This window comes from Phycicoccus sp. Root101 (genome assembly GCF_001426245.1).
In the GTDB taxonomy this organism is placed as follows: Bacteria; Actinomycetota; Actinomycetes; order Actinomycetales; family Dermatophilaceae; genus Pedococcus.
In genome coordinates this window covers 658840-685388 of sequence record NZ_LMCM01000006.1, presented here as the reverse complement: position 1 = coordinate 685388, position 26549 = coordinate 658840, and the positions used below count along the sequence as shown (strand labels likewise).

The 26549-nt window shown below is 66.8% G+C and carries 17 protein-coding genes; 8 read left to right on the top strand and 9 right to left on the bottom strand.

Annotated features, from left to right (window positions below; translation table 11 throughout):
* Positions 1 to 134: 134 nt before the first annotated feature.
* Complete coding sequence (locus tag ASC58_RS10525) at positions 135 to 767, top strand: DJ-1/PfpI family protein (protein ID WP_056919215.1); 633 nt, start codon at positions 135 to 137, stop codon at positions 765 to 767.
* A gap of 60 nt (positions 768 to 827) precedes the next feature.
* Here the strand turns inward: ASC58_RS10525 and ASC58_RS10520 are convergent, their stop codons facing one another.
* Positions 828 to 1205: a hypothetical protein gene (locus ASC58_RS10520; RefSeq protein ID WP_056919295.1), complete on the bottom strand. Its 378-nt coding sequence runs from the start codon at positions 1203 to 1205 to the stop codon at positions 828 to 830.
* Between the two features lie 209 nt (positions 1206 to 1414).
* Here ASC58_RS10520 and ASC58_RS10515 point away from each other — a divergent pair, with 209 nt between their 5' ends.
* On the top strand, positions 1415 to 4672 hold the full coding sequence (locus ASC58_RS10515) for a cation-translocating P-type ATPase (protein WP_056919214.1): 3258 nt from the start codon (positions 1415 to 1417) through the stop codon (positions 4670 to 4672).
* Positions 4673 to 4964: 292 nt separating this feature from the next.
* On the top strand, positions 4965 to 5492 hold the full coding sequence (locus tag ASC58_RS20995) for a hypothetical protein (protein ID WP_056919213.1): 528 nt from the start codon (positions 4965 to 4967) through the stop codon (positions 5490 to 5492).
* Positions 5493 to 5923: 431 nt separating this feature from the next.
* Here the strand turns inward: ASC58_RS20995 and ASC58_RS10505 are convergent, their stop codons facing one another.
* Positions 5924 to 6889, bottom strand: coding sequence for a serine hydrolase (locus ASC58_RS10505; protein ID WP_056919212.1), 966 nt, complete (start codon positions 6887 to 6889; stop codon positions 5924 to 5926).
* 1722 nt (positions 6890 to 8611) lie between these two features.
* On the opposite strand from ASC58_RS10505, the gene ASC58_RS21855 reads away from it, so the two are divergent.
* From ASC58_RS21855 to ASC58_RS10485, 4 genes are all read left to right on the top strand, one after another.
* Complete coding sequence (locus ASC58_RS21855) at positions 8612 to 11701, top strand: AAA family ATPase (protein ID WP_369796220.1); 3090 nt, start codon at positions 8612 to 8614, stop codon at positions 11699 to 11701.
* Between the two features lie 44 nt (positions 11702 to 11745).
* A complete protein-coding gene (locus ASC58_RS10495; RefSeq protein WP_056919210.1) occupies positions 11746 to 12639 on the top strand; it encodes a hypothetical protein in 894 nt (297 codons plus the stop codon).
* A 188-nt stretch (positions 12640 to 12827) separates the two neighbouring features.
* Positions 12828 to 13430, top strand: coding sequence for a TetR/AcrR family transcriptional regulator (locus ASC58_RS10490; protein WP_056919209.1), 603 nt, complete (start codon positions 12828 to 12830; stop codon positions 13428 to 13430).
* A gap of 900 nt (positions 13431 to 14330) precedes the next feature.
* Positions 14331 to 15029, top strand: a complete 699-nt coding sequence (locus tag ASC58_RS10485; protein ID WP_255353300.1) for an alpha/beta fold hydrolase — start codon at positions 14331 to 14333, stop codon at positions 15027 to 15029.
* A gap of 338 nt (positions 15030 to 15367) precedes the next feature.
* Here ASC58_RS10485 and ASC58_RS10480 read toward each other — a convergent pair whose 3' ends face one another.
* The 5 genes from ASC58_RS10480 to ASC58_RS10460 form a co-directional block, all read right to left on the bottom strand.
* On the bottom strand, positions 15368 to 16807 hold the full coding sequence (locus tag ASC58_RS10480; protein ID WP_056919208.1) for an NAD(P)/FAD-dependent oxidoreductase: 1440 nt from the start codon (positions 16805 to 16807) through the stop codon (positions 15368 to 15370).
* Between the two features lie 159 nt (positions 16808 to 16966).
* Complete coding sequence (locus ASC58_RS10475) at positions 16967 to 18628, bottom strand: MOSC and FAD-binding oxidoreductase domain-containing protein (RefSeq protein WP_200947782.1); 1662 nt, start codon at positions 18626 to 18628, stop codon at positions 16967 to 16969.
* A 107-nt stretch (positions 18629 to 18735) separates the two neighbouring features.
* A complete protein-coding gene (locus tag ASC58_RS10470) occupies positions 18736 to 19773 on the bottom strand; it encodes a hypothetical protein (protein ID WP_162246839.1) in 1038 nt (345 codons plus the stop codon).
* A gap of 192 nt (positions 19774 to 19965) precedes the next feature.
* Positions 19966 to 20829 carry an alpha/beta fold hydrolase gene (locus ASC58_RS10465; RefSeq protein ID WP_056919205.1) on the bottom strand — a complete coding sequence of 288 codons (864 nt, stop codon included), beginning with the start codon at positions 20827 to 20829 and terminating at the stop codon, positions 19966 to 19968.
* A gap of 121 nt (positions 20830 to 20950) precedes the next feature.
* On the bottom strand, positions 20951 to 21670 hold the full coding sequence (locus tag ASC58_RS10460) for an alpha/beta fold hydrolase (protein WP_056919204.1): 720 nt from the start codon (positions 21668 to 21670) through the stop codon (positions 20951 to 20953).
* 710 nt (positions 21671 to 22380) lie between these two features.
* Between ASC58_RS10460 and ASC58_RS10455 the strand changes: the two genes are divergently transcribed.
* Positions 22381 to 23055 (top strand): pyridoxamine 5'-phosphate oxidase family protein, encoded by a 675-nt coding sequence (locus tag ASC58_RS10455; RefSeq protein WP_056919203.1) that lies wholly within the window; start codon positions 22381 to 22383, stop codon positions 23053 to 23055.
* Positions 23056 to 23421: 366 nt separating this feature from the next.
* Here ASC58_RS10455 and ASC58_RS10450 read toward each other — a convergent pair whose 3' ends face one another.
* Both ASC58_RS10450 and ASC58_RS10445 read right to left on the bottom strand, forming a co-directional pair.
* Positions 23422 to 24858, bottom strand: a complete 1437-nt coding sequence (locus tag ASC58_RS10450; RefSeq protein ID WP_056919202.1) for an ATP-binding protein — start codon at positions 24856 to 24858, stop codon at positions 23422 to 23424.
* Positions 24855 to 26528, bottom strand: coding sequence for an FAD-dependent oxidoreductase (locus ASC58_RS10445; protein ID WP_235529179.1), 1674 nt, complete (start codon positions 26526 to 26528; stop codon positions 24855 to 24857). The genes ASC58_RS10450 and ASC58_RS10445 overlap by 4 nt, the downstream gene beginning before the upstream one ends.
* Positions 26529 to 26549: the final 21 nt, after the last annotated feature.

Below are 26549 nucleotides of genomic sequence, written 5' to 3'. Positions count from 1 at the left end.
GACCGCGGCGAACGTGACCAGATAGCTGGCGTTCCGATCCGGGGAACCCCCTGCGCCCGGGTCGGAACGTCACCCCCAGACCGAGCACCCGAAACGCCGACAGACGACCATCTCGATCCCCTAGAAAGAGTCCCATGACCTCGCCCGACATCACCCAGCACAGCAGCGTCCCAGTGGCGGCGCGACACATCGGCATCCTGCTGTTCGACGACGTCGAAGAGCTCGATGCTGTCGGTCCGTGGGAGGTGCTGGCGAACTGGACCATGAACCACCCGCAGGACGGTTGGTCGGTCTCATTCGTGTCCAGCGACGGCAACCCCGTCCGCGCCGCCAAAGGTCTGGTCCTTGCCCCCCACCACTCCGTGACCACCATGCCGGCCCTTCAGGCGCTGATCCATCCCGGCGGGCAGGGCACCCGATCCCTGATGTGTGATCCCGACCATTTGGGGTGGGTACGGCAGCAGCGGATGAGCGTCCCCCTCCTCGCCAGCGTGTGCACCGGCGCCCTTGTCTACGCTGCCGCAGGCGTGCTGGTTCGCCGTCCTGCAACCACCCATTGGCAGTCCCTGGATCTGCTGCACGAGCTTGACGCGTCGATCGACGTACGCGACTCGACCAGGTTCGTTGACGACGGTGACGTCATCACCAGCGCCGGCGTCAGCGCTGGGATCGATATGGCGCTGCACCTCGTCGCGCGGATGGCGAGTGCGGACCGGGCCCGCATCGTGCGCCGCGACCTCCAGTACGACCCGCAACCTCCCATCTGACCTGGCGCCGCGGGCGTTCCGGCGCCGGCCGTAGGGCGACATCACGCAACGGGCTCGGCATCAGCCGGCAGCGGCAACCACCAACGCAAGAACGCAGAGCAGTGCCGCGACCGGAGTCATCACGTAGCGCTCAGAACGGCTCCGGGACGCCAGGTTGCCGGCAGCGCCGAGCAGGAAGAACCCGGCGATGACCCACGCGCCCACACCCACGATCGCGCCACGGCCACCTACCTGACCGGCGCGAGCCAGCAGCACCCAACCGAGCAGGACGTAGATGAGCACCGAGACGAGGCTGCCAATTCGCAGACGCGGAGGAAGCACGTCCTGCTGCCCTCCCCAGGCGAACCGCCCCAGCGGTGCGCCGCACGCCAACAGCACCTGGAACACCGCCAGAGCCGCCAGAAGGACGCACGCACCGACAGCGGCAGAAGTGATCACGTGGGTGAGCGTACGGGGCAGCACCGCCCGGCCCGTCCACTTCCCGCCTAGCGGGTTTCCCACCTAACGCGCGACTGCTCATCGGCCACCGTCCAGGAGCCGGCGCTCACCCGGAGACGACACCCATCCCGGCTAATTCACCGGGGCGAACCCAAGCCCGGGAACACCACGATTCAGAACACCCGCACGGCCTGACCCAGGAGAGCCCCATGACAACCACTGCCGCCATCAGCACACCGGCCACCGCCCCCGACGCCGACCAGCTCCAGAGCTGCAACCTCAACATCGCTGGCATGACCTGCGCTTCCTGCGTCGGGCGGGTGGAGAAGGCCCTGAACCGGCTCGAGGGAGTGAGCGCGCAGGTCAACCTAGCCACCGAAGTCGCTACCGTCCGTTACGACCCCGCGCACGTCGGTCTGCAGGAGCTGACCGCGGTCGTGGCCAAGGCGGGGTACACCGCCACCGTCCAGGACGACGGAAAGGCCGACGAACCAGCTCAGCAGGTACCCGCGTCGACACAGGACGACCGGGACGGGCACCTGCGCGCGCTCAAGCGAAAGTGGCAGGTCATCCTCGCCACCGGACTGGCACTGATGGTGCTCATGTACGTGCCGCTGTACCTCGACGTCATGGACTGGCTGATGCCAGCCATCCTCGTCGTTGCGACCGTCGTCCAGTTCTGGGCCGGTCGTGAGATCTACGCCGCCGCCTGGGCCGCCGCCAAGCACCGCTCCACGAACATGAATACTCTCGTCGCTCTGGGCACCGGTGTCGCCTACGTGTACAGCGCATTCGTCACCCTGTGGCCCGCCGCCGCCGAGCGGTGGGGCCTGCCGCTGCACGTGTACTTCGAGACATCCCTGGTCATCCTCGCCCTGGTCCTGGCCGGCCGGTGGATGGAAGGGCGCGCGAAGAAGCGCACCGCCGCCGCAATCACCGCCCTGGTCGGGCTCGCACCCAAGACCGCCCGCGTCCTGCGCGACGGCACCGAGGTCGACATCCCGGTCGAGCAGGTCGTCGTCGGCGACCTGGTGCGGGTGCGCCCCGGTGAGAAGGTGCCCGTGGACGGAACAGTCACCGACGGGGCCTCCGCCGTCGACGAGAGCATGCTGACCGGCGAAAGCCTGCCCGTGGACAAGTCCGTCGGCGACCAGGTCATCGGCGCCACCCTCAACCGCACCGGCACCATGGTCCTTCAGGTGACCGCAGTCGGGCAGGACACCGCCCTGGCACAGATCGTGCGACTCGTCGAAGACGCCCAAGGGTCCAAGGTCCCCATGCAGCAGCTCGCCGACCGCGTCTCCGCCTGGTTCGTGCCCATCGTGCTGCTGCTCGCGGCGGCCACGTTCGCCGGGTGGGCGCTGTTCGGCCCAGGCGGGATGACCACCGCCATCACCACCACCATCGCCGTGCTCATCATCGCCTGCCCGTGCGCCCTCGGACTGGCCACCCCGACCGCAGTCATGGTCGGCACCGGGCGCGCAGCCGAGCTCGGCATCCTCGTCGGCAACGGCGACGCCCTCGAGACCGCGCGCCGAGTCACCGCCGTCGTCCTTGACAAGACCGGCACCATCACCCGCGGCAAGCCCGTCCTCACTTCCATCACCCCCACGGGTGGCTGGCAGGAGAACGACGTCCTTGCCCTGGTCGCCGCCGCCGAGGCCGGCAGCGAGCACCCCGTCGGTGAAGCCATCGTCGACGCCGCCACCACCCGATCGCTCACCCTGCCAGCAGTGCAGTCGTTCGACGCCGTCCCAGGCCACGGCATCGACGCCACCGTCGGCGGCCACCACGTCCTGGTCGGCAACCAAGCCCTGATGGACGCCCACGGCATCGACGTGACCGCCCTGACCCCGGCCGCCACCGCCGAAGCCGCCCACGGCCGCACCCCGATGTTCGTGGCCATCGACGCCAAGCCGGCCGCCATCATGACCGTGGCCGACACAGTCAAGCCCGAGTCCGCGCAGGCGATAGCCCAGCTGCGCGCCCTCGGCACCCAGGTGTGGATGCTCACCGGCGACAACGCCGCCACCGCGAACGCCATCGCGGGCCAGGTCGGCATCGAGCACGTCCTGGCCGAAGTCCTGCCCGCCGACAAGACCGCCAAGGTCCGCGAGCTCCAGCAGCAAGGTCACGTGGTCGCCATGGCCGGCGACGGCATCAACGACGCCGCCGCCCTGTCCGCAGCCGACGTCGGCATCGCCATCGGCACCGGCGCCGACGTCGCCATCGCAGCCTCCGACGTCACCCTCGTCGGCGGCGACCTGCGCGGAATCGTCTCCGCCATCGCCCTGTCCCGGCGCACCGTCACCACCATGAAGCAGGGCCTGGGCTGGGCGTTCGGGTACAACCTGCTGCTCATCCCCGTCGCCGCCGGCGCACTGTCCTGGTGGCACGACCTGCGGCTTGACCCGGTGCTCGCCAGCGCCGCCATGGCGATGAGCTCGGTCAGCGTCCTCACCAACGCGCTGCGACTGCGCCGGTTCACCCGCCCCGACACCGTCGCCGAAATCCTGCGGCCGCCACTGCGTTCCCGCATCAGCCAGTACGCCTACCTGTCGGGTGTCGCCGTCGTCGCCCTCACCCTCGGCGCAGGCTTGACCGCCTTGAGCCGCATGGACTTCGCCGCACGCGGCATGAACGGCCAGCTGGCCTGGACCCAGAGCACCGGCATGCCGATGCGCCCCGCGATGAGTGTCATGATGACCGCGCAAGTGCCCCCGGTCGACGCCGCCGACGCCGGAGTCGATGTCCGCCTCGACCTGCCCGCCGACACCCGGCCAAGGGTGCCCACCCAGCTGAAGATCACCGTGCTCGACGCCCAGACCGGTCAGCCCGTCGAAAACCTGACCCGTAGCCACCAAGCGTGGATGCACCTCATTGCCACCCGGACAGACCTCGGCAGCTTCGCTCACATCCACCCACAGCCGACCGGGCAGCCGGGCGAGCTCGCCGTCGACATCACGTTCCCCACGGCCGGCAGCTACATCATCAACACCGAGTTCCGGCGCCAAGGCGACATGGCCGACATCCACCAACGCCAGGTCGTCACCGTCGCAGGCGCCGCCCCTGCACCAATCACCCTCGCCGAAGGGTCACGCACCGCCGTAGTCGACGGGATCCGCGTCCAGCTCGACGGCAACCCCCGCGCCGGCCGGCGCAGCGACCTGAACTACACGTTCGCCGACGCCACCACCGGTACACCGGTCACCAACCTCCAGCCGTACCTCGCAGCAGCCGGTCACATCGTCATCATGCGCGCAGACGGGCAGACCTTCACCCACGAGCACGCCGAGGTCACCGACTCCAACGGCCGTCCCGTCTTCGCCCTGCCGGGCCAGACGTTCGGCCCCGAACTCGCCGTGCACACCGACTTCCCCACCGCCGGGACCTACCAGACATGGGCGCAGTTCCGCCTTGTGAACGGTCACGTCATCACCGTCCCGTTCACCATCCGAGCCCAATGACCACCCGATGACGCAAGCCGCATGCGGCGCGGCCACCGGGCCACGGAACCAACCCGATCCATCGCCAAACTCGCCAAAGGAAACAGCATGAATACCGCACTGAACTCGCAACGGTACGTTCGCGCGGGCCGCATCGGCGCGAAGTACGACCTCGCCGTCACCAGGAGTAATTTGCTTTATCCGGCTGTGCGTCTTTCCGCCGCTTGCCGACCTGCCCGTCTTCGCGCTTTCGCTGATGGTCGGTGGCTCTGGGGACTGGCGTGTTGTTCGGCGTAGCTCCTATCCTCGAAAGATGAGCCGATTCAGTTTCGGCAAAGGGCCGCAGGACCCGGACGCCATCGCGGCCGTCGCACCCGAGGACCCCGTGGTACGCCAGTACCGCTATCTCCTGCGCACGGCCCCGGTCGACGCGCTCGAAGCCGCCCATCTCGAAGCGATACCGCTTCTGTCGGAAGCTGACCAGGAGGCGCTGGTAGCGACCCTTCGAAGCAGCCTGCTCGTGGGTGATCACCTGACCGCCCACGACCACGTGAAGATCGCCCACCTCGTGACCAGCGGCGAGCGCCGGTCCCCCGGGCAGCTGCTGATGGGCCTGCCGCCGGACACGCTCCAGGACTTGGCCGCACGTGTGCTGTTGTCCGAGTCGTCCTTCGGGCTGCTGGGCGGCTACGCCTATTGGGACGGGGCGGAGCCGCAGCCCGAGGACGACTCCCTGTGGGCGGACGGGGGCTTCGACCCCAAGGTGGGCCGATGGGCAGCGACCAGCGACCCGAGGGTCGCCTATGGCCTCGACGGCGAGGGCATCGGCGGAAACCACTGACCCAGGGATGGAGGCTTTGTCGTCGTGGTGCCCGATGTCCAAGGGGCGCCGTGGCCTTTGGGTGGCGCGGGAGCGCCCTACGTCAAGCAGGCTCGTGCCCTCCGGAGGTCCGCTTGGGCAGGCGCGAGGCAAGTGGTTCTGCAGGGAATCGGGACGGCGAGAACGCTGTCCCGTGGACTCCAGGAGGACGACGTGAAGCCATCGAGCAGGACCCTGTTGTGCAAGACGAATCTCCACCACCACTGGGAGTACGCGCGAACCCCGGATGGCCAGCGCTATGAGCGCTGTGCCCGTTGCCTCAAGGAACGGCGTGACGGCATCAGCTCCGGGACGAACGCCGGGATGGGCATCGCTGGTGGCTTCATGGGCGGCGGTGGGGGATAGCCGGCCGACACCCGGCATGTCCGGCAGCCCGTCAGCCGCCCTGTCCTTCAGCCGCCGACGGCGGGCACGATGGCGTCCGCGACCATGCCGCGGACATGCTCCCAGCGAAGGTTGTTGTCCCCGGCTTCGGTGGCCACCACGACGACCAGGCGTAGGTCGGGGACGACTTCGACCACCTGACCTGCGAACCCGAGGGCGGCATACGCGGCGTGCCCCTTCTCCTGCGTGACCCACCACTGGTACCCGTAGCTCTCCGCGAGCGCGCCGCGGTCACTCTGGGTGGCCACCTGGGCGGTGGTGGACGCCTCCACCCACTGCGTCGGGACGATCTGGCGCCCGTTCCACCGACCGCCGTCGAGGTAGAGCTGGCCCAGCTTGGCCATGTCGCGTGGCGCCATCTTCAACGCGCCGAAGCCGAGCTGGATGCCGCGGGGGTCCTTCGGCCACGCGAAGTCCGCCTTGTCGTATGCGGCGATGGCAGCCTTGTCGGCGGTACGTGGCTCCACCGCGTTGCGGGTGTTGATGCCGAGGGGGTCGAAGAGGCGTGGTCGGGCGTAGTCCAGGGCGGACTTGCCTGTGGCGTGGGTGAGGATGGCCGAGAGCAGGTGCGACCCGGCGCTGGAGTACGCGAAGGACCTGCCCGGAGGTGCAACGGTGCCAGTGCGCAGGATGTTGCCCACCCAGTCAGGGCCGGACAACGAGGAGGGTGGTTCCCCGTTGGCCTGGTCCGGCGGTAGGCCGGCGGTCATGGTCAGGAGCTGGCGAAGGGTGATGGCGCCCACCGTGGAGTCCATGTCGGCGTGGTGCTGCGGCAGCAGCGTCGCGAGCGTGTCGTCGAGGGAGTGCAGCCGTCCTTCGGACAGGGCGATCCCGATGAGCGTGCCGATGACGCTCTTGGTGACCGAGTGCACGTCGTGGGCCTGCGCGGGGGTGCTGGAGCGGTAGAGCTGCACGAGCGGCTTCCGGTCGACGATGACCAGGACGGCCCGGACGTTCGAGACCGCCGGCGACAAGATGTTGAACAGATACTTGTCAGTGGCAGTGGTAACTGTGCCTGCGTCTGGCGGACTGGGTAGGGGCGCCGACGACTGGGCCAGCGTCGATGCACGGCCGCTCGAAGAGTCGTTCCCTGCACAACCGCTAACCATCATCACCGCTGCTATCGCGGCAGCCAGGCCTACAGCCACCCGCCGGGTCACCGCGGAAGGTTCGGTAGGGACGTTAGAAGCAGAAGAATGCGGGCGCGAGATCATGCGCACCTCCGGGGTACGACCCGAGTGTCCCCCCCGAGCAGGTCGACTGGGAAGGGCCACGAGCTTGCGGTGATTAGGCCGGATTCGCGTGATGAGCTGATCCATAGGGTGAGTGGATATCTGATTTCCACGTAGGAGCGGTCCTGCTCAGGAACTAGCTCACCACGAAACTTGCGCAGTAGGCCGGTCAAGGAAAGGGACGTCGCCGGCGTCTTGACGGGTCGCACCGGTGCGAGGAGCGTCGGTATCTTTACTCGCGAGGCTTGGGTGTCTTCGGCGTGAAGGGGGCAAGTGGTGTCTGGTCGGTGGCATTGCTTGGTGGGCCTGCACAGGTGGACCCGGAAATTGACCAAGGACAACAAGCCGTATGAGGCATGCGTTCGCTGTGGCAAGGGGCACATCGTCGGGGAGGGCCGCAGACCAGGTCTGCCGTGACACGTGCCAATGGAGGCGCCCTTGCTGGTGCTGAGTGTGGTGGTGTCGATCCAGGTGGGAGCGCGGGTGTGCGTGCAAGAGCCGTCGGGTTCGGGAGCCCCGGGCGGACGGGGGTGCGGTCGCGTAGGAGCCCCCGACGCGACCCCGCCCGTCGCCCTCACCACCGCGGTGGTCAGGACCACCGCGAGGTGGGGGCGGCGGAGATCTCGGTGCCGCCGCACGCCCCCAGCGACAATCCCTGGCTGCGGGGTCTCCAGGTCGTCACCGGCAGGGGAGCGGGTGGCGGGTCGCGGCCCAAGCCGCCGACTGCGGGTGTCGGGCATCGACCTCACCTCAGCGGGTCGTGCTCGAGCTGTCGCGCCTGAGCAGCCGAGCCCGGCCCAGCTGGAGTGCTCGGGTTGCAAGTAGTGACCGCAGGCAGGGTGAGCGGCGCCTCCGCCCCGGCTCCGCCGAGGTTCCCCTCGCCCGTGTCGCAGCGGACAATCTGACCTCCGATGCGGGCCAGTGTGAGGCGCGCCGGATGCCCGGAAATGGTCGTCCCTGTGTCGATTCCGAAGTCCTGACGGGCGGACGCTGGCGGGGCGCTCGCAGAGGCGAGGGCAAGTGCGGTCAGGCCGGCAACCGTGATCAGGGTCGTGATGTGGCGACGGACAGAACTAGCCCTACCGAGGGTTCCGGGGGTTCGAATGACAGCGACACCGGCCAAGACACGCCGGTTCGGGACAGCAGCCAGGACGCTGCTGGCGTCGCATTGCTGGCTAGTTGTGCAGCTCATGTCTGCCTCCTTGAGGCTCGTGGTGATGAGGTTTACTCCTTGCTTCACGCTCCCCCTGGTGGTCGTGAGCGGCATCCGGTACTAAGCCTTAGATCGCACCGCCGAACCCCTTAGATGGCTACGCGCCAACCAACAAGTCAGCGCGAGCCGCCGAGGGGGGGACGAGCGTGCACCGACTTTGGGTCGTGGGCGCAGGACATCCACCGAAGGGTGGGCGTGTGGATGACGGGCCGTAGCTGGCGAGGCGGGTGAAGCGTTTCGGTGACGTGCTCATGGGCTTCTTCGGCCCGGTGTGGTGCGAGGCTTCGCGGCTTTGGCAGGGGAACAGGTGGGTGTCCTGTCCCGCTCGACTTGAGTTGGCTCTGGCGGGCAGTGACTTTGCGGTCGGGGCGGCGGACACTGCGGTTATGCGTGGAGGCTCAATGGCACCTCAGGCCTCGGTGGTCGGCCGGTCAGTGGAGGGGCAGAGGTTGGCAAGGGTTTTGCGTGCCGCGGCGCAGGGAGATCCCGGGGTGGTCTTCATCCATGGGGAGGCAGGGGTCGGCAAGACGGCTCTGGTCCGCGAGGTCTGCGAGCACTTCGACGGCGCGGTGTTGTGGGGGACCTGCGTGCACTTTGGTGCTGCTTCGGTGCCATTCGCCGCGCTCATCCCTGCCCTAGACGGTTGGGTCGCCGCCGTGGACCGCGCAGTCAGGGATGACGTGTTCGCTGGGTTGGACGTGTTGAGCTCTCTGCTCCCTAGCCTGGGCTCGGGCGCCCCTGGCGAGCGTGGGCTGGCCTTGCCACAGATCGACACAGCGTTGGTCCGGCTGGCTCGTCGCTGCCCTACTGCCTTGGTGATTGACGACCTGCAGTGGGCAGACGCCTCGTCCCTGGACCTGCTGGCGTTCCTTATCAGTGGCTTCCGCGATCAGCGGTTGGCGGTGTTGGCAACCGTTCGGGACGAGGATCGGCCCGAAGGGCATCCCCTCACTTCGTGGCTGGGCGAGGTTCGGCGGATGCCCGCAGTCGAGGAGATCCACCTTGAGCGGCTCGGGCCAGATGGAACGGCCGCGCAGGTCGCGGCGTTGACCGGTGAGGCGATGTCCCCAGCGCAGGTGTCTCGCGTGCACTCTCGTTCGGGGGGCAATCCGTACCTGACCGAGCTGCTCGTGTGCGTCGCTGGGTCCGACAGCGCCGAGCCGTCCGGTTCGCCTTCTGCGGCGCTTCGCGAGGCGCTGCTGTCCCGTTGGCACTCCCTGAGTGGGACAGCGCGACAGAGCACCAGACTGCTCGCTCTTGGTGGACGTCCCGTGACCCTGGATGTCCTCCAGACCGTGGGCCGCCTAGTGGACCCCGAACTGGCCGATGGGGGCGTAGTTCGAGACGCGGTGGCCGAAGCGGTGACCGCTGGGATTCTGACACGCCCTGTCAGCAAACTAGTGTGGTTCAGGCATCCACTGATCGCAGAGCTCCTGACCGGGGACGTCAACGCCCCCGACCCTGCTCCGGTCCACTCCGCCTACGCCAGGGCTCTGGCCGGCACCTCAACCTTTGCACCAGGGGATATGGCGAGCCACCACGAACTGGCGGGAGAGTTCGCAAAGGCTTTCGAGTGGTCCTTGATTGCCGCCGATTCGGCGGCGTCGACGCAAGGGGAAACAGAACGGCTGGAGCACCTGCACCGAGCGTGTCGACTGTGGCCGCAGGTCATGGCTGGCATCGAGCCGGTTGCGAAATACGTGCAGTTGCTGCTGCGGACGAGCATGGTCTGCCAGGGTGTCAACCGGCCTCAGGAGGGACTCGGTCTCCTCGAAGAGGCGCTAGCCCTGACGGACCGAACGACGGACCCCGGTATGGCCTGTCGCCTGCTCACCCTGCAGCACCGGATGCTCATGGAGGCAGAGCATTTGTCCTTTGGGGCGATGACGCAGCCGCTGCGCGAAGCAATGGCGTTGGCAGTCCTAGTGCCTGCAACCCCGGAACACGTCATCGTTGACGTGACCTCGACCTGGTCCGAGCTCTGGTCGGGACGACCGGGCTCAACAGACCGGGCCGAGGCCGCCCTCACAGCCGCGCGCCAAGTGGGTTCGTCGGATGCCTTGGTGCCAGCGCTCACACTCATGGCGGCTGTCTACCCGGAGTCGCAGCACGCGCTTGGCTGGGCCACGGAGGCGTACGGCCTTGCTGCGGCCGCCGGCGAAGTCCTCCACATGGCCGACGCCGCCGCCGAAATCCACAATCAGCTCTCGGCCCGCGGCCAGAACGCCGCCGGTATCGAGGCGGACGCCAACCACGGACGCGACGTAATCCTCGCCGGCGCAGCGCCCAGAGGACGCTTTCTGCTCACCTGTGCTGCCATGTTCGCCCTTTCGCTGGGCCAGTGGCAGCAGGCCGAGGAATACCTGCGCCCGGCCCTGTCGGCAGGAGACGACGGACATCGCGGCGCAGACGCCCACTGCGTCCTGGCCATTCTCAGCCTTCGAAGGGGCGACCAGACTCGCGCTGAACGGCACTTGGCCTGGGCCGCCGAACTGTCGTCCACTGACTACCGCGGCACCGCCTCCTACCCCTACGCGCAGGTCGAACAGCTGCTCGGAAGTCGAGAGCCGGCACAGGCACTCACCGTGATCGAGACCCAGATGGGCGCGGCGCTGGCGGACCCGCGCGACGCCGACGAGCTCCTCCTGCTTGCCGCCCGAGCAGCAGCGGACCTGGCCGAACAGGGCAGGGACAACAGCCGTGACGACGCACTCGAGACAGCAGGCGCCGCCCTCAGCCGGGTCTACCACGCGCGCAGTGCCGGGCAAACGAGGGCATTCATCCCTTGGGGCCCCACTGATCGCATCCAGCCGGCCCGCCAAGCGCTCTACGCGGCAGAGGTAGGGCGTCTTCGGGGCCTGCCCGAGCAGTCGAACAAGTGGGCACAGGCCAAGGCCGCCTGTCAGCAGGCGGACATGCTTTGGGAGCAGGCCACGGCGGCCTTCCGCCAAGGTCAGCGCGCCTTGGCAGAAGGACTTCCTCGCGGCCACGCAGCCGCATCACTGCGCGAGGCCATGACCATCGCCGAGAAGCTCGGCGCCCAGCCGCTGCAACAAGCACTGACCCTCAGCGCCCAAACAAGCCACCTTCGACTAGACCCGGTCGTCGTGGAGCCGTGGGAGCAGGCATCTGCGAAGACCGGCCTCGCCGAGCTCACTAGTCGCGAGCGAGAAGTCCTTGCGCACGTTGCCGCCGGAAGATCGAACAGCGAGATTGCGCAGGCTCTGTTCATCAGCGACAAGACCGTCAGCACCCACGTGTCCAACATCCTGCGCAAGTCCCAGACCTCGACTCGTGGTGAGGCGGCCGCATGGGCCGGTCGACTCTCAACCGGTGACTGACACTTCTTGAGCGAGGGGCAGTTGATCGCCCCGCGCGTGCTGAGGTGCGACAAGCAGCGGGAAGCGAACGGTCACCTTTCATCGCCGCTGACAAGCCCGCGTCACTCCGCCACGAATGGGAGCGCGACGCCACCCTCCAGCTGCGCACCGGAAAACCCGAGGCCGCCGATACGTACCTGGCGCACGGGCGGGTCGAGTCCGGTACCCGGGAGGACATGCTCGACCTTCTCTTCGACGCCTGGCTCGACGACACACGCGCCGGCCTGCAGTCCCTGATGATCGCCGCTGACGCCCAGACCGTCGCGGACCTTAACGCACGAGCCCGAGCGCACAGTGTTGCCATGGGCGCAGTCGCCGACCGTGGTGTCGCCAGTGCCGACGGCAACACCATTGGGGTGGGGGACGTGGTCGTCACCCGGCTGAACGTCCGCGCCCTGTCCACAGGGCGCGGCTGGGTTAAGAACGGCGATGACTGGATCGTTCGCGAGACGCGGGGGGACGGGAGGGTCAGAGTTGCCCGCGTCGCAACGGGTGAGACTGCGACTCTCCCCGCCGACTATGTCAAGGAGCACCTCGAGCTCGGGTACGCCTCCACCGCCCACCGGGCGCAGGGACGCACCGTCGACACCGCGCACGCCTACGTCACCGCGACCACAACACGCGAGCCGCTGTACGTCATGGCTACCCGCGGCCGGGAATCGAACCGAATGTATGTCGACACCACCCACGACCCGGACGGTGCCACCAGGCACAGCGAGCCTGAGCATGTGCATCCTGATGAAGTGCTGCGTCACGTCATCGCCGCCACGGGCGCGGACTCCTCCGCCACCCAAACGCGTCGAGCCGAAGCCACGGCGGCACGGACGCCGTGGCGCATTCAAGGACAAGGGGCGGCCGGTGTGGTCACCCGCGAGCGGCCAGGGCGCGGTCCGGGATGAAGTGCGGTTCCCTGCTGTGCACCGCACCCCGCTTCACCAGCGACCCTGCTCTGCGTGACACACACAGGTTGACATTCCCCCTAGTTCACGGACCTACGTGGGCGGCAAGTCTTCCTGTCGATGCAGGCTCGCCCAGGCGCCCGCCTTCGTGCAAAGCCGCTGGTGCCCGCGCCCGCTACTGTGACCGAATGCAGGAGAGGGCCGAGGCGACGAAGGGGCGTATCTTGAACGCCGCCTTTCACGAGTTCGCGAAGTTCGGACTGGCTGGCGCCCGCGTCGATCGGATCGCCAGTAGCGCATCTGCGAACAAGCGCGCGATCTACGAATACTTCGGCAACAAGGCAGAACTCTTCGACATAGTGGTCGTCGATAGCTTGTGGAGGAGCGCCGCCGCAATTCCCGAACGGTGGGATGACGTGCCGCGGTACGTGAGTGACATCTATGACTATTTTGCCGACAACCCTGACCTTCTCCGGCTGAACCTCTGGCGCCAACTCGAGCGCCCCGAGGCCGCCCCGGGCGAGGTCGACTTCTATCGGCGGTGCATCGCCTCACTGGGCGCTGCTCGCCCGGACCTTAGCAGCGCTCAGGCCGTGGACCTTTTCGCTGTTGTGTGGTCGATCCATCACTCCTGGCTGCTGGCCCCCCGTGCACTTCAACTCGCTGAGGGGGCGGAGGCGTGGGGCGCGGGACGCATGAAGCTTCACCGTGCCTCGATGGTCGAGTCTCTGAGGCTCCTTACAGGAGAGGCCGCGGCGTCAGGTGGCACTAGGGCTCATGGCCAGGCCTGAAGGCAGACGGCTTGACTTCACGCTGTTAATCTCGGAATATATGTAACGAACTGGTTCGTTCGGTTAGCGCGCTTGCCCGAGCCAGTCTCTGTCGCACCGCCCGGCCCGACCGAGCGTCCCCCTGCACTGCGTCCGGCCGGGTGGTGTTGGCAGTTTCGGCCGTCCCGTGCCCAGTCCGTTCCGAGGAACTCGACATGCATGGAGCCCGGGTGACCTCGCTGTTCACCAAGGACAGTACGGCGGACGATGTTCCAAGCAGGGTAGATCTGACGAGAGGCCCCATTGGTCACCGGGCTGATTCGAACCTTGGCCTTGAGACCGCGCGGGCATGGGGGCCGCTGGTGCTCACGCCCCTCTCGGCGTCCGCAATCGCGCGGTTGGCCAAGATGCTGTTGAAAGCCTCGCGGAGTTGGCAGGAACCCCAGGCGGCTCATTGGGCTGGTCGCGAGCGCAGGCGACTCGGGCCGGCCGGGGGAGCGACGACAGTCGATTGGCTGATGCCAGATGGGTTCGCAAAAAGCAGCGTTAGGGACGTCACGGCGTGCTGAGCGAACCAATGCGGCACCACACCTCGCGAACATGTGCGCCCGTGGACGGGTAGGGCGCGCGTCAAGTAGGGGTGGTGCTTTCGCGCCGATCCTGAATTGCCACCTCCCGACCCGGTTCCACACTCACGAAAGGACGCGCCCCCAAATGTCTTGCACAACGTCTCCCTCGCACAACCCGTCCACCGACCCCCCTGTCACCTCCGGGGTGAGCCGCCGGACTGTCCTGCGCGCGACCGCCTTGGCCGGGGCCGCCATCGGCGCGACGAGCGCTGCGGCGGGAGCAGCGACCGCGGCCCCTACCGACTCGCGCCGACGTGGGACTGGCGGAGCGAGCAAGACTCCCACTGTCGTCCTGGCGCACGGTGCCTTCGCCGAATCGTCCAGCTGGGACACGGTGGTGACCCTGCTGAAGCGCCACCGACTGTCGGTCGTCAGCGCGGCTGTCCCATTGCGCGGCGTCGCTTACGACGCCGCCTACATAAGCGACCTCGTCGCCACAGTCTCGGGCCCTGTCATCCTCGGAGGCCACTCCTACGGCGGTTCCGTCATCAGTAACGTCGACCGCGGTTCCGCTGACATCCGCGGTCTGGTCTATGTGGCAGGTTTCGCCCCGGCTGCAGGGGAGAGCGCTCAAGCGCTGAGTAGCAAGTTCCCCGGTTCGACGCTCGCCCCAACCCTGACCTTCGTCAACCTCCGCACTGGGGGACGGGACCTTTACATCGAGCAGGCCAAGTATCGCGCCCAGTTCTGCGCCGACCTCGATGACCGTCAAAGCGCCCAAATGGCGGCCGGCCAACGGCCAATTCTGGAATCTGCGCTTTCAGAGCCGGCCGGGCCCGATCCTCTCTGGAAGGGCACCCCCAGCTGGTTCATCTTCGGTGAACTCGACCGCAATATTCCCGCTGCAGCGCACCGGTACATGGCTGAACGCGCCCACGCTCGGCAGGTCGTGGAAGTAGTAGGTGCCTCGCACGTGGTCGGCATATCTCACCCGTATGCCACGGCGAAGATGATCCTGCGCGCCGCCCACAGCATCCACCGCAACGGATGAGGCAAGGCGGCGCTCTGGCGCGGAACGGCCCGGACCCGGGGCCGTTCCGGGGAGCGGTGCGGGGTGCGCCGGGCCGGACCCGTCTCTCGGCGGGTGTCGACGGCCCGGCGACACCCGCCCGCGCGAGCTTGTAGAAGGTGGGCCTTTAGGCGCGAAGTCCCCCCGCTGCACCGTGGCAGGAGGGCGCATCAGCCGCTACGCGGAAGACGGCGAGGACTGCTCAGTGCCACTACGTCCGGACTTTGCTGACGATCATCATGCGCCTGCACGAAGGGTATTCGCGCCTCTCGAAGCTGGCATGGACCTGGTTGCTTGGCCCTCCGCCCACCGCCCACCGCTCAGACAAGCTCGCGCGGTTGGGGTTGAGTGCGACCGTTGGTCTCGAGCAACCGCAACCAGATTTCGCTCATCGTTGGATATGAGGGGACGGCATGCCACAGCCTGTGAAGCGGAACCTCAGCCGCTACAGCCACGGTGGCCGCATGGATCAGCTCGCCGACATCTTGGCCGACGAGCGTAGCGCCCAAGATGACCTGACGCTCTTGGTCGACCACCATCCGCGCATAGCCCTTGTACCCATCGGCGTGCAGGCTAGAGCCCGCGACTGCGCCGAGGTCATAGTCAACGACGTGGGCCCGGTAGCCGGCGTTGGTTGCCGCTCGGGCGGTGAAGCCGACACAGGCAACCTCCGGGCGGGTAAAGACGACCTGCGGTACCGCTAAGAGGTCAGCGGTGGCTACATGCCTACCCCACGGCCCGTTCTCCACCGGCCGTCCGGCAGCTCGTGCCGCGATCACGTCACCGGCTGCTCGCGCTTGGTACTTGCCTTGATGGGTGAGGAAAGCTCGCCTGTTGACATCGCCGACTCCGTACAACCAGTCATAGCCCTGCACGCGAAGCGTGTCGTCGGTCGTCAGCCAGCTTCCGGGCGTCAGGCCGACGGTCTCAAGGCCGATGTCGTCAGTGCGGGGAGCGCGGCCGGTAGCCACCAGCACCTCATCTGCTGAAACTTGACCGGCCGTGGTCGTCAGCTGTACCCGCCCCTGCGTAGTCCGGTGCACCCGTTGTACGCCGGTGTGGAGAAACACCCCTATGCCCAGGTCGCGGAGCGCGCCCGCGACCATCTTGCCCGCGAACGGCTCGAACGCCTGGAGCAGCCCGCTGCGGGCGATTACATAGACCTGGCAGCCCAGCGAGGCGTAGGCGGTGGCCATCTCGACCGCCACGACACCTCCGCCGATGATGGCCAGCGATCTCGGCACATGCTTGACACTCGTCGCCTGCCGACTGGTCCACGGACGAGCAGACCCCAACCCTTCGATGTCGGGTACGTAGGCGTCGGAACCTGTGGCCACCGCCACGGCGTGGCGGGCGTTAAGCACCTGCTCCTCCTCCTCAGTTGCCACGGTCACCTGTTGTCGGCCGGAGAGGCGCCCGCGGCCGCGGATCAGGTCGATGCCGGCGTTCGCGACCCACTCGGCCTGACCGGTGTCGTCCCAGTGGCTCGCGAACCGGTCGCGGGTGGCAAGCGCCGACTCCACATCGAGTGCCTCCAGGACCGATGGTGGAGTGCCGGGCGTCCCGTGGGCGGCTTGCCGGGCCCCCGCTGGCCTGAGCAGTGCCTTGGACGGCATACACGCCCAGTAGGAACAGTCGCCTCCAACGAGCTCGCCCTCGATTAAGGCGACTGTGAGTCCTCCGCGGACGGCACGGTCGGCGACGTTCTCACCGACAGCCCCAGCGCCAAGCACTACCACGTCGTACTCGTGCGTGATCATTACGCCACCTCCTCGCCGGGCGGGACGCGGACTGATGCGAACGCGATGACATCAGGTGTCGTCGCGGCTTGGTTGTTTGTCATGGCGACCTCCTGTGAGGCGTCCACCGATGGGCGAATGCGTACCCAGTTGCCTACGCAACAAAGCCGCGCCGTCGGTTCAGAGATCTAGGACAATGTCGTCCAAAGGTCGGCTGATACAGATCAGGGTCTCGTCGTGGCCAGGCGGCTCGAGGGGTGCGGTGATGTAGTCGATGGTCCCGGACATGATCGAGGTGACGCACGTGTGGCACACGCCGCTTCGGCACGACCACCGGGTAGGCACATCGCACCCCTCAGCCAGCTCTAAGACGCTCGCGAACTCATCCGACCAGTGCGTCGTCAACCCGGTACGTGCGAAGGTAACCGCCGGGCCTGTGCCGGTGACGCCGCGTGGCTGGTGAGCCTGGCGACCGGGTGCGGTCACGACACCCGGGTTGATCGCCGATACCGATCCGAACCTCTCGGTGTGGACCTTGCTTGCGCCTATACCGGCAGAAAGCAAGGCGTCGGCCGTCTGGTTCATGAACGGCGGCGGTCCACACAGGTAGACGGACGCGGGCGTCGGCAACCCCATCGCCGCAATGATTTCAGGCGTCAGGCGACCTGCCCGGATTCCCGGCGGAAGTGGGGGTAGGCCCTCGCTGAGGTAGATCGCGGAGCGAGTTGAGGGCAACAGTGCTAGCAGTTGTTCGACCTCTTCGGCGAACGCGAGCGTGTCTAGGGATTGCGTGGCGTGAATCCACCACACCTGCCTCTCCGTACGGGCTTGGGCTAGGTCGTGAAGTATGGCCAGGACGGGCGTGACCCCAATACCGGCTGAGATCAATAGAACGGGATCGGTGCTGTCGTCCAGCACGAACTCGCCCCGCGGTGCTGCTACCTCGATCTCGCTTCCGCATAGAAGGTGGTCGTGCAGGTAGCTGCTGACGCGACCGGCTGACTCCCGCTTGACGCTAATCCGGTATGTTGCGCCGCTGGCCCGCGAGGCGTCGGTATCGGTGGTGTTTGGGACGACGGCCGACAGGGAGTAGTTGCGTACCGGCGCGGGTTGGCCTGCACCGGTGACCCGCAACGTGAGGTACTGTCCCGGCCTCACCCTGGGTAGGGGCCTCCCATCGGCTGCCCCTAGGTAGAACGACTTCACGAGCCGGGTTTCGGGCACGACGTCTAGGACCACGAGTTTTCGAAAGCCAGGCCATGCGGATCCGGTGCCGGCCGGAACACCGGCCGGTGAGCGGGCGCCAGGGCCGGCCTTGAGCATGTCGGTGAACGAACCGAGCCAACCGGGACTGAGCGCCGGGTTGTCGATCGCAAGGTTCACCAGGCCTAGATCCGGGTTTGGGAGGTACAACAGGGCGTCGGTGGTGGCCACGCTCAGCTGGTGCCTTCCCCGCTCCAGCAATGTGACCTCATCCCCCGCTTCCACGAACCCCTCTTGAAGGACCCGCAGGTAGAAGCCCGGCCGGTGATGGGCGACAAGTAGGGCCGGCAGTTGCGGCTGACCCAGCCGCATACCGACGCGGAAGCACGTCACGCGGGGCTGGGTCACCTCGAACTGCGCCGTCCCGATTGCGAACCGGTCACCGATGCAGACCTTGTCGTCGGGTAGCCCGTCGACGGTGAAATTCTCGCCGAAGGCGCCCGGCGACAGGTGGTCGACGCCGAAATGGTTTTCCCAGTACCTGTAGGAGTCGGACTGATACACCAAAATGGCCCGTTGCGCGCCGCCGTGACCGGCGAGATCGCCTTGGCCGTCCCCCTCGATGTTGAGGCTTCGCACTAGGCGACGCCCCTCGACGGGTTCCTTCCACACACCCGTGCGTACGGTGCGACCGGACCAGGAGACTAGTTTTGGACGGCCAACATTCACGGACACCAGCGAAGCCATCATGTGTCCTTTGGCCGACGGCTGGTGTCAAACCTTCTCGGGCGTATCTGACCGATCAGAGAAGGTGCGGCTGGACGCCCTTCGGTCCGCTCAAGAACGGCCCTTCCAAGAAGGGACAGCATGGCGAGGGTCGATCTGACTGCAAGCACCGCGATGCCGACGCTCACCGCCACGAGAAGAGAAGCGGCACTGGCCCTCTGCGCCCCGAGTGGCGCCGGGGACCGAGCAAGCCAGTCCAGTGCGAAGGCGGCGACTGTTGAGTAGGAGACGACCAAGGCCCACCATCCGGCGCCGAACGGGACTCGACGGAGCACCCGTATCAGGCAGAGCTGAACTCCCACCATCAAACAAACACACCCGGCCAGGACGCCCATGACGGCGCTGACAGGGGCGTTCCCCAAGAGTAACCACGCGTCGGCGGCGGCGGCTGGGGGCGCTGCAAGGATGGCCAAGGCCGGCGTGAGCGCGAGCGGCAACGGAGCCGCAAGGGCCAATCGGACCAACACGATCGAGCCGATCCAGAGCCAACTGATTAGACCCCACCCATAGGCCAGAAGCGCCAGGCTTCGATAGCCGAGCAGTGCGCCACTGCCGGCGGCTACGAGCCCCCCGATAGCGGTCGGCAGCAGGTAACCCGGGTGCCAGCGCTCGAGTCGAACGTCACCGACGATCCACCAACCGCTAAGCCACGACCCGAAAGCCGCCAGAGAACCGAGCCCTAGCAGGAACACCACCCGACCGGCGCTCTCTGCGTGGACGCCGACGGCCGGCCCGTAGACCATCAACAAGATCGGCGTCAGCGCCAAGAACGGTCCTAGTGTCGCGTCGCGCGCCTCGACCGCGAAGCTGCTGTGCGTGAGAACGTCCACGATGCATGCGGCCGCCATGACGGTGGCGATAGCCGCAGAGGCAAGCCACCACACGTTGATTGACCACATCGGAAGCCCCGGCAGTACCTGGCGGGATGCGGAGTAGCACTGAGCGACCGCGGCAAACCCCAAGGGCACCCCCATAAGGTCCAGTCGAAGTCGGGTCACGGGCCGGCCCGTTCCTACGTGCGTCCGCGCGGATGGAGGCGCGAGGGCGCCTGCTTCCACGGTGATGTCCTCGTCAGGCATCGTCTGCCTTTCGTCCCGGGCGGGTCTCTGACAGGTGGCGCGGGCCCCAGCCATCGGAAGTTCATGTCGGCTGAGGGGTGGTCGGCGCGCACGGGTGTCGAGACGTCCAAGTCAGGAATGAGCGCCGAGAAAGCCCCGGATGTAACTGGAGATGGTGTCCAGTTGGCTCTCAAGTGCAAAGTGCCCAGCGTTCAGCAGGTGGATCTCCGCATCTGGCAGGTCGTCCTTGAATGCGGGGGCTCCTGGCGCGCCGAAAATCTTGTCGTTGGCGCCCCAGACCGCCAGGAGCGGCACCTGCGTCTTGCGAAAGTACTCATGCAGCGCCGGGTAGCCGTCGATATTGTTGATGTAGTCGTGGAACAGCTGGAGCTGAACCTTGTCGTTTCCGGGCCGGTCCAGATACGCCTGGTCAATCGCCCAGCAGTCGGGGTTGACGAGGTCCGGTTCGTGGACGCCGTGCAGATACTGCCACTTGGTGGCCTCGATGCTGACGAGAAAGCGCACTCCCGGTTCAGTATCGGGACCTGGGTTCTTGGCCCAGGCCCAGATGGGCTCCCAGAACTCCTCGACGAACCCGGCCTCATACCCGTTGCCGCTCTGGGTGATGATCGCGGTAACGCGTCCGGGCTCGGCGAGTGCAAGACGCCAGCCGATGGGTGCGCCGTAGTCGTGGACGTACATTGCGAACTTCCCGACGTCTAGTTTCTGGAGCAGCTTCGAGGTGATGTCGGCAAGGGCGTCGAAGGTGTAGGGGAACTCGTCCATTGAGGGCATGGACGACTCCCCGAACCCGATGTGGTCCGGTGCGACGACGTGGTAGGTGTCGGCGAGGAGCGGCATGAGGTTGCGGAACATGCGCGAGCTGGTCGGAAAGCCGTGCAGCAGAACGAGCGTGGGCGCGCTGGGGCTGCCGGCTTCGCGGTAGAAGACGTCGAGACCGTCGATTTCGACGGTGCGGTGGTGGACGGGAATCATCGGTGTGTCCTTTCGGAAGGAGCTGACGTGACGAGGCCACGCAGGCGTTGTGCGACCGGGTGTCCCGGCGAAGGGCGCGCCAAATACGGCTGGGTGGTGCGGTCGGTGAGTGCCGAGACGGTCAGGCGTCGACCGAGGACCTGCTGCCGGAGGCCTGGGCGATGACCTGAACGATCGCGTCGGGATGGGAGATGCCCACGACGTGAGAGGCGCCGGGGATCTCGACGGTGTGCTGAGAGTTCGCACGCACAGCCATGACGTGGTGCGCGCCGGCCGGGATGTTCCGGTCCAGCTCGCCAAAGATGAACCAGCTCGGTACGGTCCGCCACAGGGGTGTCGCGCCCGACGGCTCCGACAGGGCCGTTTGGGTGACCGGTCGTTGTGTCACCGCCATGACGGCTGCCTGCTCCGCAGGCAGGTCAGCCGCAAATTGGGCGTGGTAGCCCTCCTGAAGGATGTAAACATCCACGCCACCGTCAGCGAGGGGAACCGGCTGAAGGGTCTCTGCCAGTGTGCTGCCCGGCGCGAGAGATGCAGCGTCACCAGCGCTCTCGTTCTGCTCGAGCGCGAACCCGGCAACATAGACAAGTCCGACGATGTCCCCGGCGTCGCGGGGAACGTTGGTCATGACAGCCCCACCATATGAGTGGCCGACAAGGAGGACCGGACCGTCCAGGCTCCGCACCAAGGAGGTGAGCGCCGCCGCATCGCCGGCAACGCTACGAAGGGGGTTGGCCCAAGCGATCACGCGGTGCCCAAGTCCGACGAGTTTGGGGATGACCCCCTCCCAACTCGTGGAATCGGCGAAGGCGCCGTGGATGAGAATAACGTTCGTAGGCATGTGTCCTCCTTGAGGTTCATGTGAGCCGGCTCGAAGGTAAAGCTGGCTGACGTCCGCTTCGCGTCGTCGACTCTGATTCGCAGCAGCGTCGCGCCCCGGGGTAGCGGGAGCATCGGCCGATCGACTGCAGGGTCAAACTCCACAGGCGACCAATGCGCTTGTGCGCGGGACGGTTGGCTCGTGCCTCGAAGGCCGGGCGTATGCACCGCCCTACACCGTCAGCGGTACAAGAGGGCAACCAGTGGCCCGGTACTCACCGCCCGCGCACGCCTCCTGGGCCAGCCACCGGACAGCGTCATGCGGTGCCCATGCACGGGCACGCGTCAGTCGCTGCTTCCCAGGACGATGCCCCGAACACGGTGCCCACAAGAAGAGGAAAGGACTGGCACCGCGACCCGCCTCAATCCAAGCAGCGTTCCGGCGAGTCTGAACGCTGTCTCGCGTCGTTTGGTCGGCACCCCGCGTCCCCGCGAAAACGTTTCCGCTCGGCTACACGAAAGATCAAGCAGCATCGTCGTGCCAACTCCATAGCCCCCAGACGTGCCCGCCACTTGGCTGCGCAGCCGCTATCCTCCTGCCTTCCACGGGGCCCTGCCGTAACACGTTGGTGATGCAGTCACCTAGCCGATGGCACAGGTCGCAGGTCAGTCCAAGCTTGCCCAAGGGCGGCCCAAGGCCAGATCACCCCGCGCTGACTGAGAGGGAACGCGATGAGCAGCAAGTACTACGACATTGCTTTCACTTCCGCAGTCCGCGATGCGCAGCGTGAATACGGCAGCTGGGCGGCACAGCGGCGCCTCCACCACGTCGAAGACGGCCCGGCACGACCTGACGACCCGATGGGTGAGGCGGAGCGCACCTTCATCGGCGAGCAGGACGGCTTCTACCTCGCCACGATGTCGCAGAGCGGTTGGCCCTACGTCCAGTTCCGAGGTGGACCCCGCGGCTTCGTAACCACGCCCGATGCTCACACACTCGCGTGGCCGGACTTCCGCGGAAACCGGCAGTACATCACTACGGGAAACCTGCAGGACGAGTCACGGGTAGCGATCATCTTTTTGGATTACTCCCGCCAGGTCCGACTCAAGGTCTTCGGTGTCGCACAAGTGCGCGATCTCATGCACGACCCTGACGCGGCGCGGGCACTGGAGCTTCCGGGCTACCCAGCCCGGATCGAGCGCGAGGTGCGAGTTCACATCACCGCGTTCGACTGGAACTGTCCTCAGCACATCACGCCGCGGTACACCACCGAGGAGCTGGAATCGGCTATCGCGCCACTGCAGCAACGCCTCAAGGAGCTCGAGCAGGAGAACGCGAGGCTGCGGCGCTCATCGGGACAGATGAACGCCCCGGTATCGGCCCGGTCCGGAACCCGCGAAGCGTGAAGTTCCTTTCGTAGACGACAGGGTCATCGAACCGAGCTTCACCTCCAATACTGTGGGGCACGTTGTGGATGCCGAACCGGGATACCCGTCGAGGCGGAGGGCGCGGCTGGCGGCGACGAACATCAACCTTGGCCACGGCCGGACCTACCGCGTCACAGCGAAGATGCCGCAAGTATCGGCCAGAAACTCCACGTGCTCCTTCCGCATGCTTCGCTTCCGAGCCCTAGGGAAACGGTCGGTCGATGGCGAAGAGGAGTCGGCAGGTATCTAGGCGGTCCTCGCCTCGTGTCAACGCTGCAGCTAGCGGTGCTGCGGCGCTCACGCCGAACAGCGGCGACGCCGCTCTGCCTACGCGTAGCCTCGCCCTCAGCCCCGTTCGGCAACAGCCGCAGGCTGCTGCCCATACGGCAGACGGACGCTGAAGGCAGTTTCCCCGGGACGAGACGCCACCCAAAGGTCACCGTGATGGCGCTGCGCAACGATCCGTCGGGCCACGTCGAGCCCGAGCCCAGTGCCCTGCCCGAACGGCTTGGTAGTGAAGAACGGGTCAAAGATCCGCTTATGAAGATCCTCAGGGATCCCAACGCCGGAGTCTTGGATGGTGACGACAACGTGGTCCTCCGTGGCGACCGTTGTTACGGTCAGGACACCGTGGCCCGCCATCGCGAAGATCGCGTTGTCAATGAGGTTCGTCCATACCTGGTTCAACTCGTGCGCGAAGCCCACAACGGGAGGCAGCGCCGCGTCGTACAGCTTGACGACGGAGATGTCGGCGAGGCGGTCGGCGAACATCACTAGCGTCGAGTCAAGCAGCTGATGCACGTTCACCGACTCGGCAGGTCCGCGGTCCAGCTGGCTGTACTGCCGGGCGTCGGCGACCAGTGCGGAAATCCGTGCTGTGGAGTCCTCGATCTCCCGCATCAACAGGTCGGTCTCGACCGTGTAGTTCAGCCACTGGATGGCGTCTTCGAGAAGTCGGGTATCGATGCCGTGCGCAACTCGGTTCAAGAAGTTCAACCCCAAGCCCGCCTGGACAAAGGTGGGTGCGAGGTCCCAGCCACCGCTGATCTCATAGGCCTCCAGCCACTGCACGAGCTCCTCCTGGGCGTCCGCGGACTCCAGGGAACCGAGGTTCGGTGCGCTCGCGACGCTGGCAATCGCCACCTTCTCGAGTTGCACGAGTGTCTGCAGGTCGTCACCGGAGTATCGACCGCCGGCGAGCGCTGCGAGCTTCTCGCGCGTGCGCCACACTCGGTTGCGCAAGGCCGCGACGGACCTAGATGCGGCAGCGGCGGGGTTGTTCAGCTCGTGGGTGAGGCCGGCGGCGAGCGAGCCAAGGGCCAGCAGGTACTCCCGGTGTGCGGCGACCTCGTGCCGCAACTCTGTTCCCGTGCTGAGCCCGTCCAGCAGGTGCACGGCTATCGGGAACCAGCGGCGCATGAAGGTCGCGAATGACTCAGCAGGAAGACAGAAGAACCGTGAGCGGCAGACCACATGCAATGAGTGTGGGTACACGTGCCCACGCCTGTCGTCTAGGTAGGCTTGAATCGCTCCACCGTAACTTCCGGGGCGGTCGGTTCGTCCGGTCTCGACTTCCGTTGGCCCGGATCCCGTAGTGATGGCCACCTCGCCGGTGAGCAGCACGTAGAGCCACTCCGCCGGCTGGCCCTGCTCGCACAGCCGGCCAGGTTCAATGTTGCGGCAAGTGCCCTCGGCGGCTAGCCAGTCGAGTTGCTCTCGAGTGAGCCGGTCGAATAGGAACATGCCGGCGAGCTCATCAGCACGGCATCGTTCGGCGGTCATGACTGCGCCAAGTAGCGGTTGATGAGCATGACCGCCATGGCGCCTTCGCCCACGGCGGACGCGACGCGCTTGCCGGAGTTCGCGCGTGAGTCACCGGCGACAAAGACCCCAGGGGCGCTCGACTCCAGGTGGTACGGCGATCGAGGCAGCGGCCAGCTTCGCCTGAAGTCCGGGTGATCGATGAGGTCGGGTCCGGTGACGATGAATCCGTGTCTGTCGCGGCAGACATCGGGGCCGAGCCAGTCGGTGCGTGGCTGGGCGCCGATGAACAGAAAGAGCCACTGCGCCGGCACCGTCTCGGCGACCCCTGTGCCATGGTCGGCGAGGGTGAGTTGCTCTAAGTGTGTCGTCCCCGACGCTCCGATGACTTCGGTGCGGGTTTTCACCCTGATATTGGCCGTCGCGGCGATCCGGTCGGCCAAGTACTGCGACATGGACGCGGCCAAGTTGGGCCCGCGCACCAGCATGGTGACCAAGCGAGCCCGGTGGGCGAAGTGGATCGCAGCCTGGCCAGCTGAGTTCGCGCCTCCGACGATGAAGACGTCGTTTCCGCCGCACTCCACAGCCTGGTGCGGGCTTGCTCCGTAATAGACGCCGAAACCCGTCAGCTCCTCCACTCCGGGGATGTCTAGGGTTGTGTACGAGACACCGGTGGCGAGCAAGACGGCATGGGCGGCCACGGAGCTGCCGTCAGCAAAGGAGACGGTGTGAGCGGCGCCGTTCCTTTCCAGGCCAGTGACCGTTCGTGTGGTCACCATCTCAGCGCCGAACTTCGCCGCCTGCCGTCGGGCACGCTCGGTGAGCTGCGCGCCGGTCACGCCGTCCGGAAAGCCTAAATAGTTCTCGATGCGTGAGCTTTGTCCGGCCTGGCCGCCTGCCGTCGATCGCTCGACCAGCAACGTCTTTAACCCCTCGGAGGCGCCGTAGACGGCCGCAGCCAGGCCAGCTGGTCCGGCGCCAGCAACGACCAGGTCGTAGACCGTACGCACGGGCACCGTTGCCAGGCCCAGACAGCGGGCAAGGTCAGCCTCGGTGGGTTCGACGAGCACTTCTCCCGCTGCTGTTATCACAGCCGGCAACTTGGCGGGGTCAAGGCCTACGGCCGCTGCGAGCTGCTCGCCGGCGGGTTCGTCGATCGGGAACCAGGCGTAGGCGGCTTGGGCGCGGACGAGGAAGTTGCGGACGGCCGCTGTCGCCGCCGACCATCGGTGCCCGACCACTCGGAGCTCGACCAGCTGGGCCGGGCCGGCGCCCTCCCACTCGTCAAGCAGATCGTCCAGAACCGGGTAGAGGAGTTCCTCGGGCGGGCTCCAGGGCTTGAGGAGATAGTGATCCAAGTCGACGACGTTTATCGCGTCAATCGCTGCCTCGGTGTCGGCGTACGCGGTCAGCAGCACGCGGCGCGCGGTCGGGTACAGCGTCAGGGCCTGCTCCAAGAACGCGATTCCCGACATCACCGGCATCCGGTAGTCCGCCATCAGCAAGGCGACCGAATCGCCGCGCATCGCCAACTCGCGCAGGGCCATGATGGCTTCATCGCCCGACTCCGCTCGTATCACCCGGTACTGCTGGGCGTAGCGCCGTCGAAGGTCACGAGCTACGGCCCGCGACACCTGCGGGTCATCGTCGACAGCCATGATGACCGGCCGCCTGGAACCGTCCGTGTCCACCTCAACCCTTCTTCGCTCGCC

Bases quoted from the DNA above. Each gene is read 5' to 3' on its own strand.
- ASC58_RS10460 (WP_056919204.1), bottom strand. From the start codon at position 21,670: ATGCCTACGAACGTTATTCTCATCCACGGCGCCTTCGCCGATTCCACG.
- ASC58_RS10525 (WP_056919215.1), top strand. From the start codon at position 135: ATGACCTCGCCCGACATCACCCAGCACAGCAGCGTCCCAGTGGCGGCG.
- ASC58_RS20995 (WP_056919213.1), top strand. From the start codon at position 4,965: ATGAGCCGATTCAGTTTCGGCAAAGGGCCGCAGGACCCGGACGCCATC.
- ASC58_RS10490 (WP_056919209.1), top strand. From the start codon at position 12,828: ATGCAGGAGAGGGCCGAGGCGACGAAGGGGCGTATCTTGAACGCCGCC.
- ASC58_RS10480 (WP_056919208.1), bottom strand. From the start codon at position 16,807: ATGATCACGCACGAGTACGACGTGGTAGTGCTTGGCGCTGGGGCTGTC.
- ASC58_RS10465 (WP_056919205.1), bottom strand. From the start codon at position 20,829: ATGATTCCCGTCCACCACCGCACCGTCGAAATCGACGGTCTCGACGTC.
- ASC58_RS10450 (WP_056919202.1), bottom strand. From the start codon at position 24,858: ATGACCGCCGAACGATGCCGTGCTGATGAGCTCGCCGGCATGTTCCTA.
- ASC58_RS21855 (WP_369796220.1), top strand. From the start codon at position 8,612: ATGGGCTTCTTCGGCCCGGTGTGGTGCGAGGCTTCGCGGCTTTGGCAG.
- ASC58_RS10455 (WP_056919203.1), top strand. From the start codon at position 22,381: ATGAGCAGCAAGTACTACGACATTGCTTTCACTTCCGCAGTCCGCGAT.
- ASC58_RS10515 (WP_056919214.1), top strand. From the start codon at position 1,415: ATGACAACCACTGCCGCCATCAGCACACCGGCCACCGCCCCCGACGCC.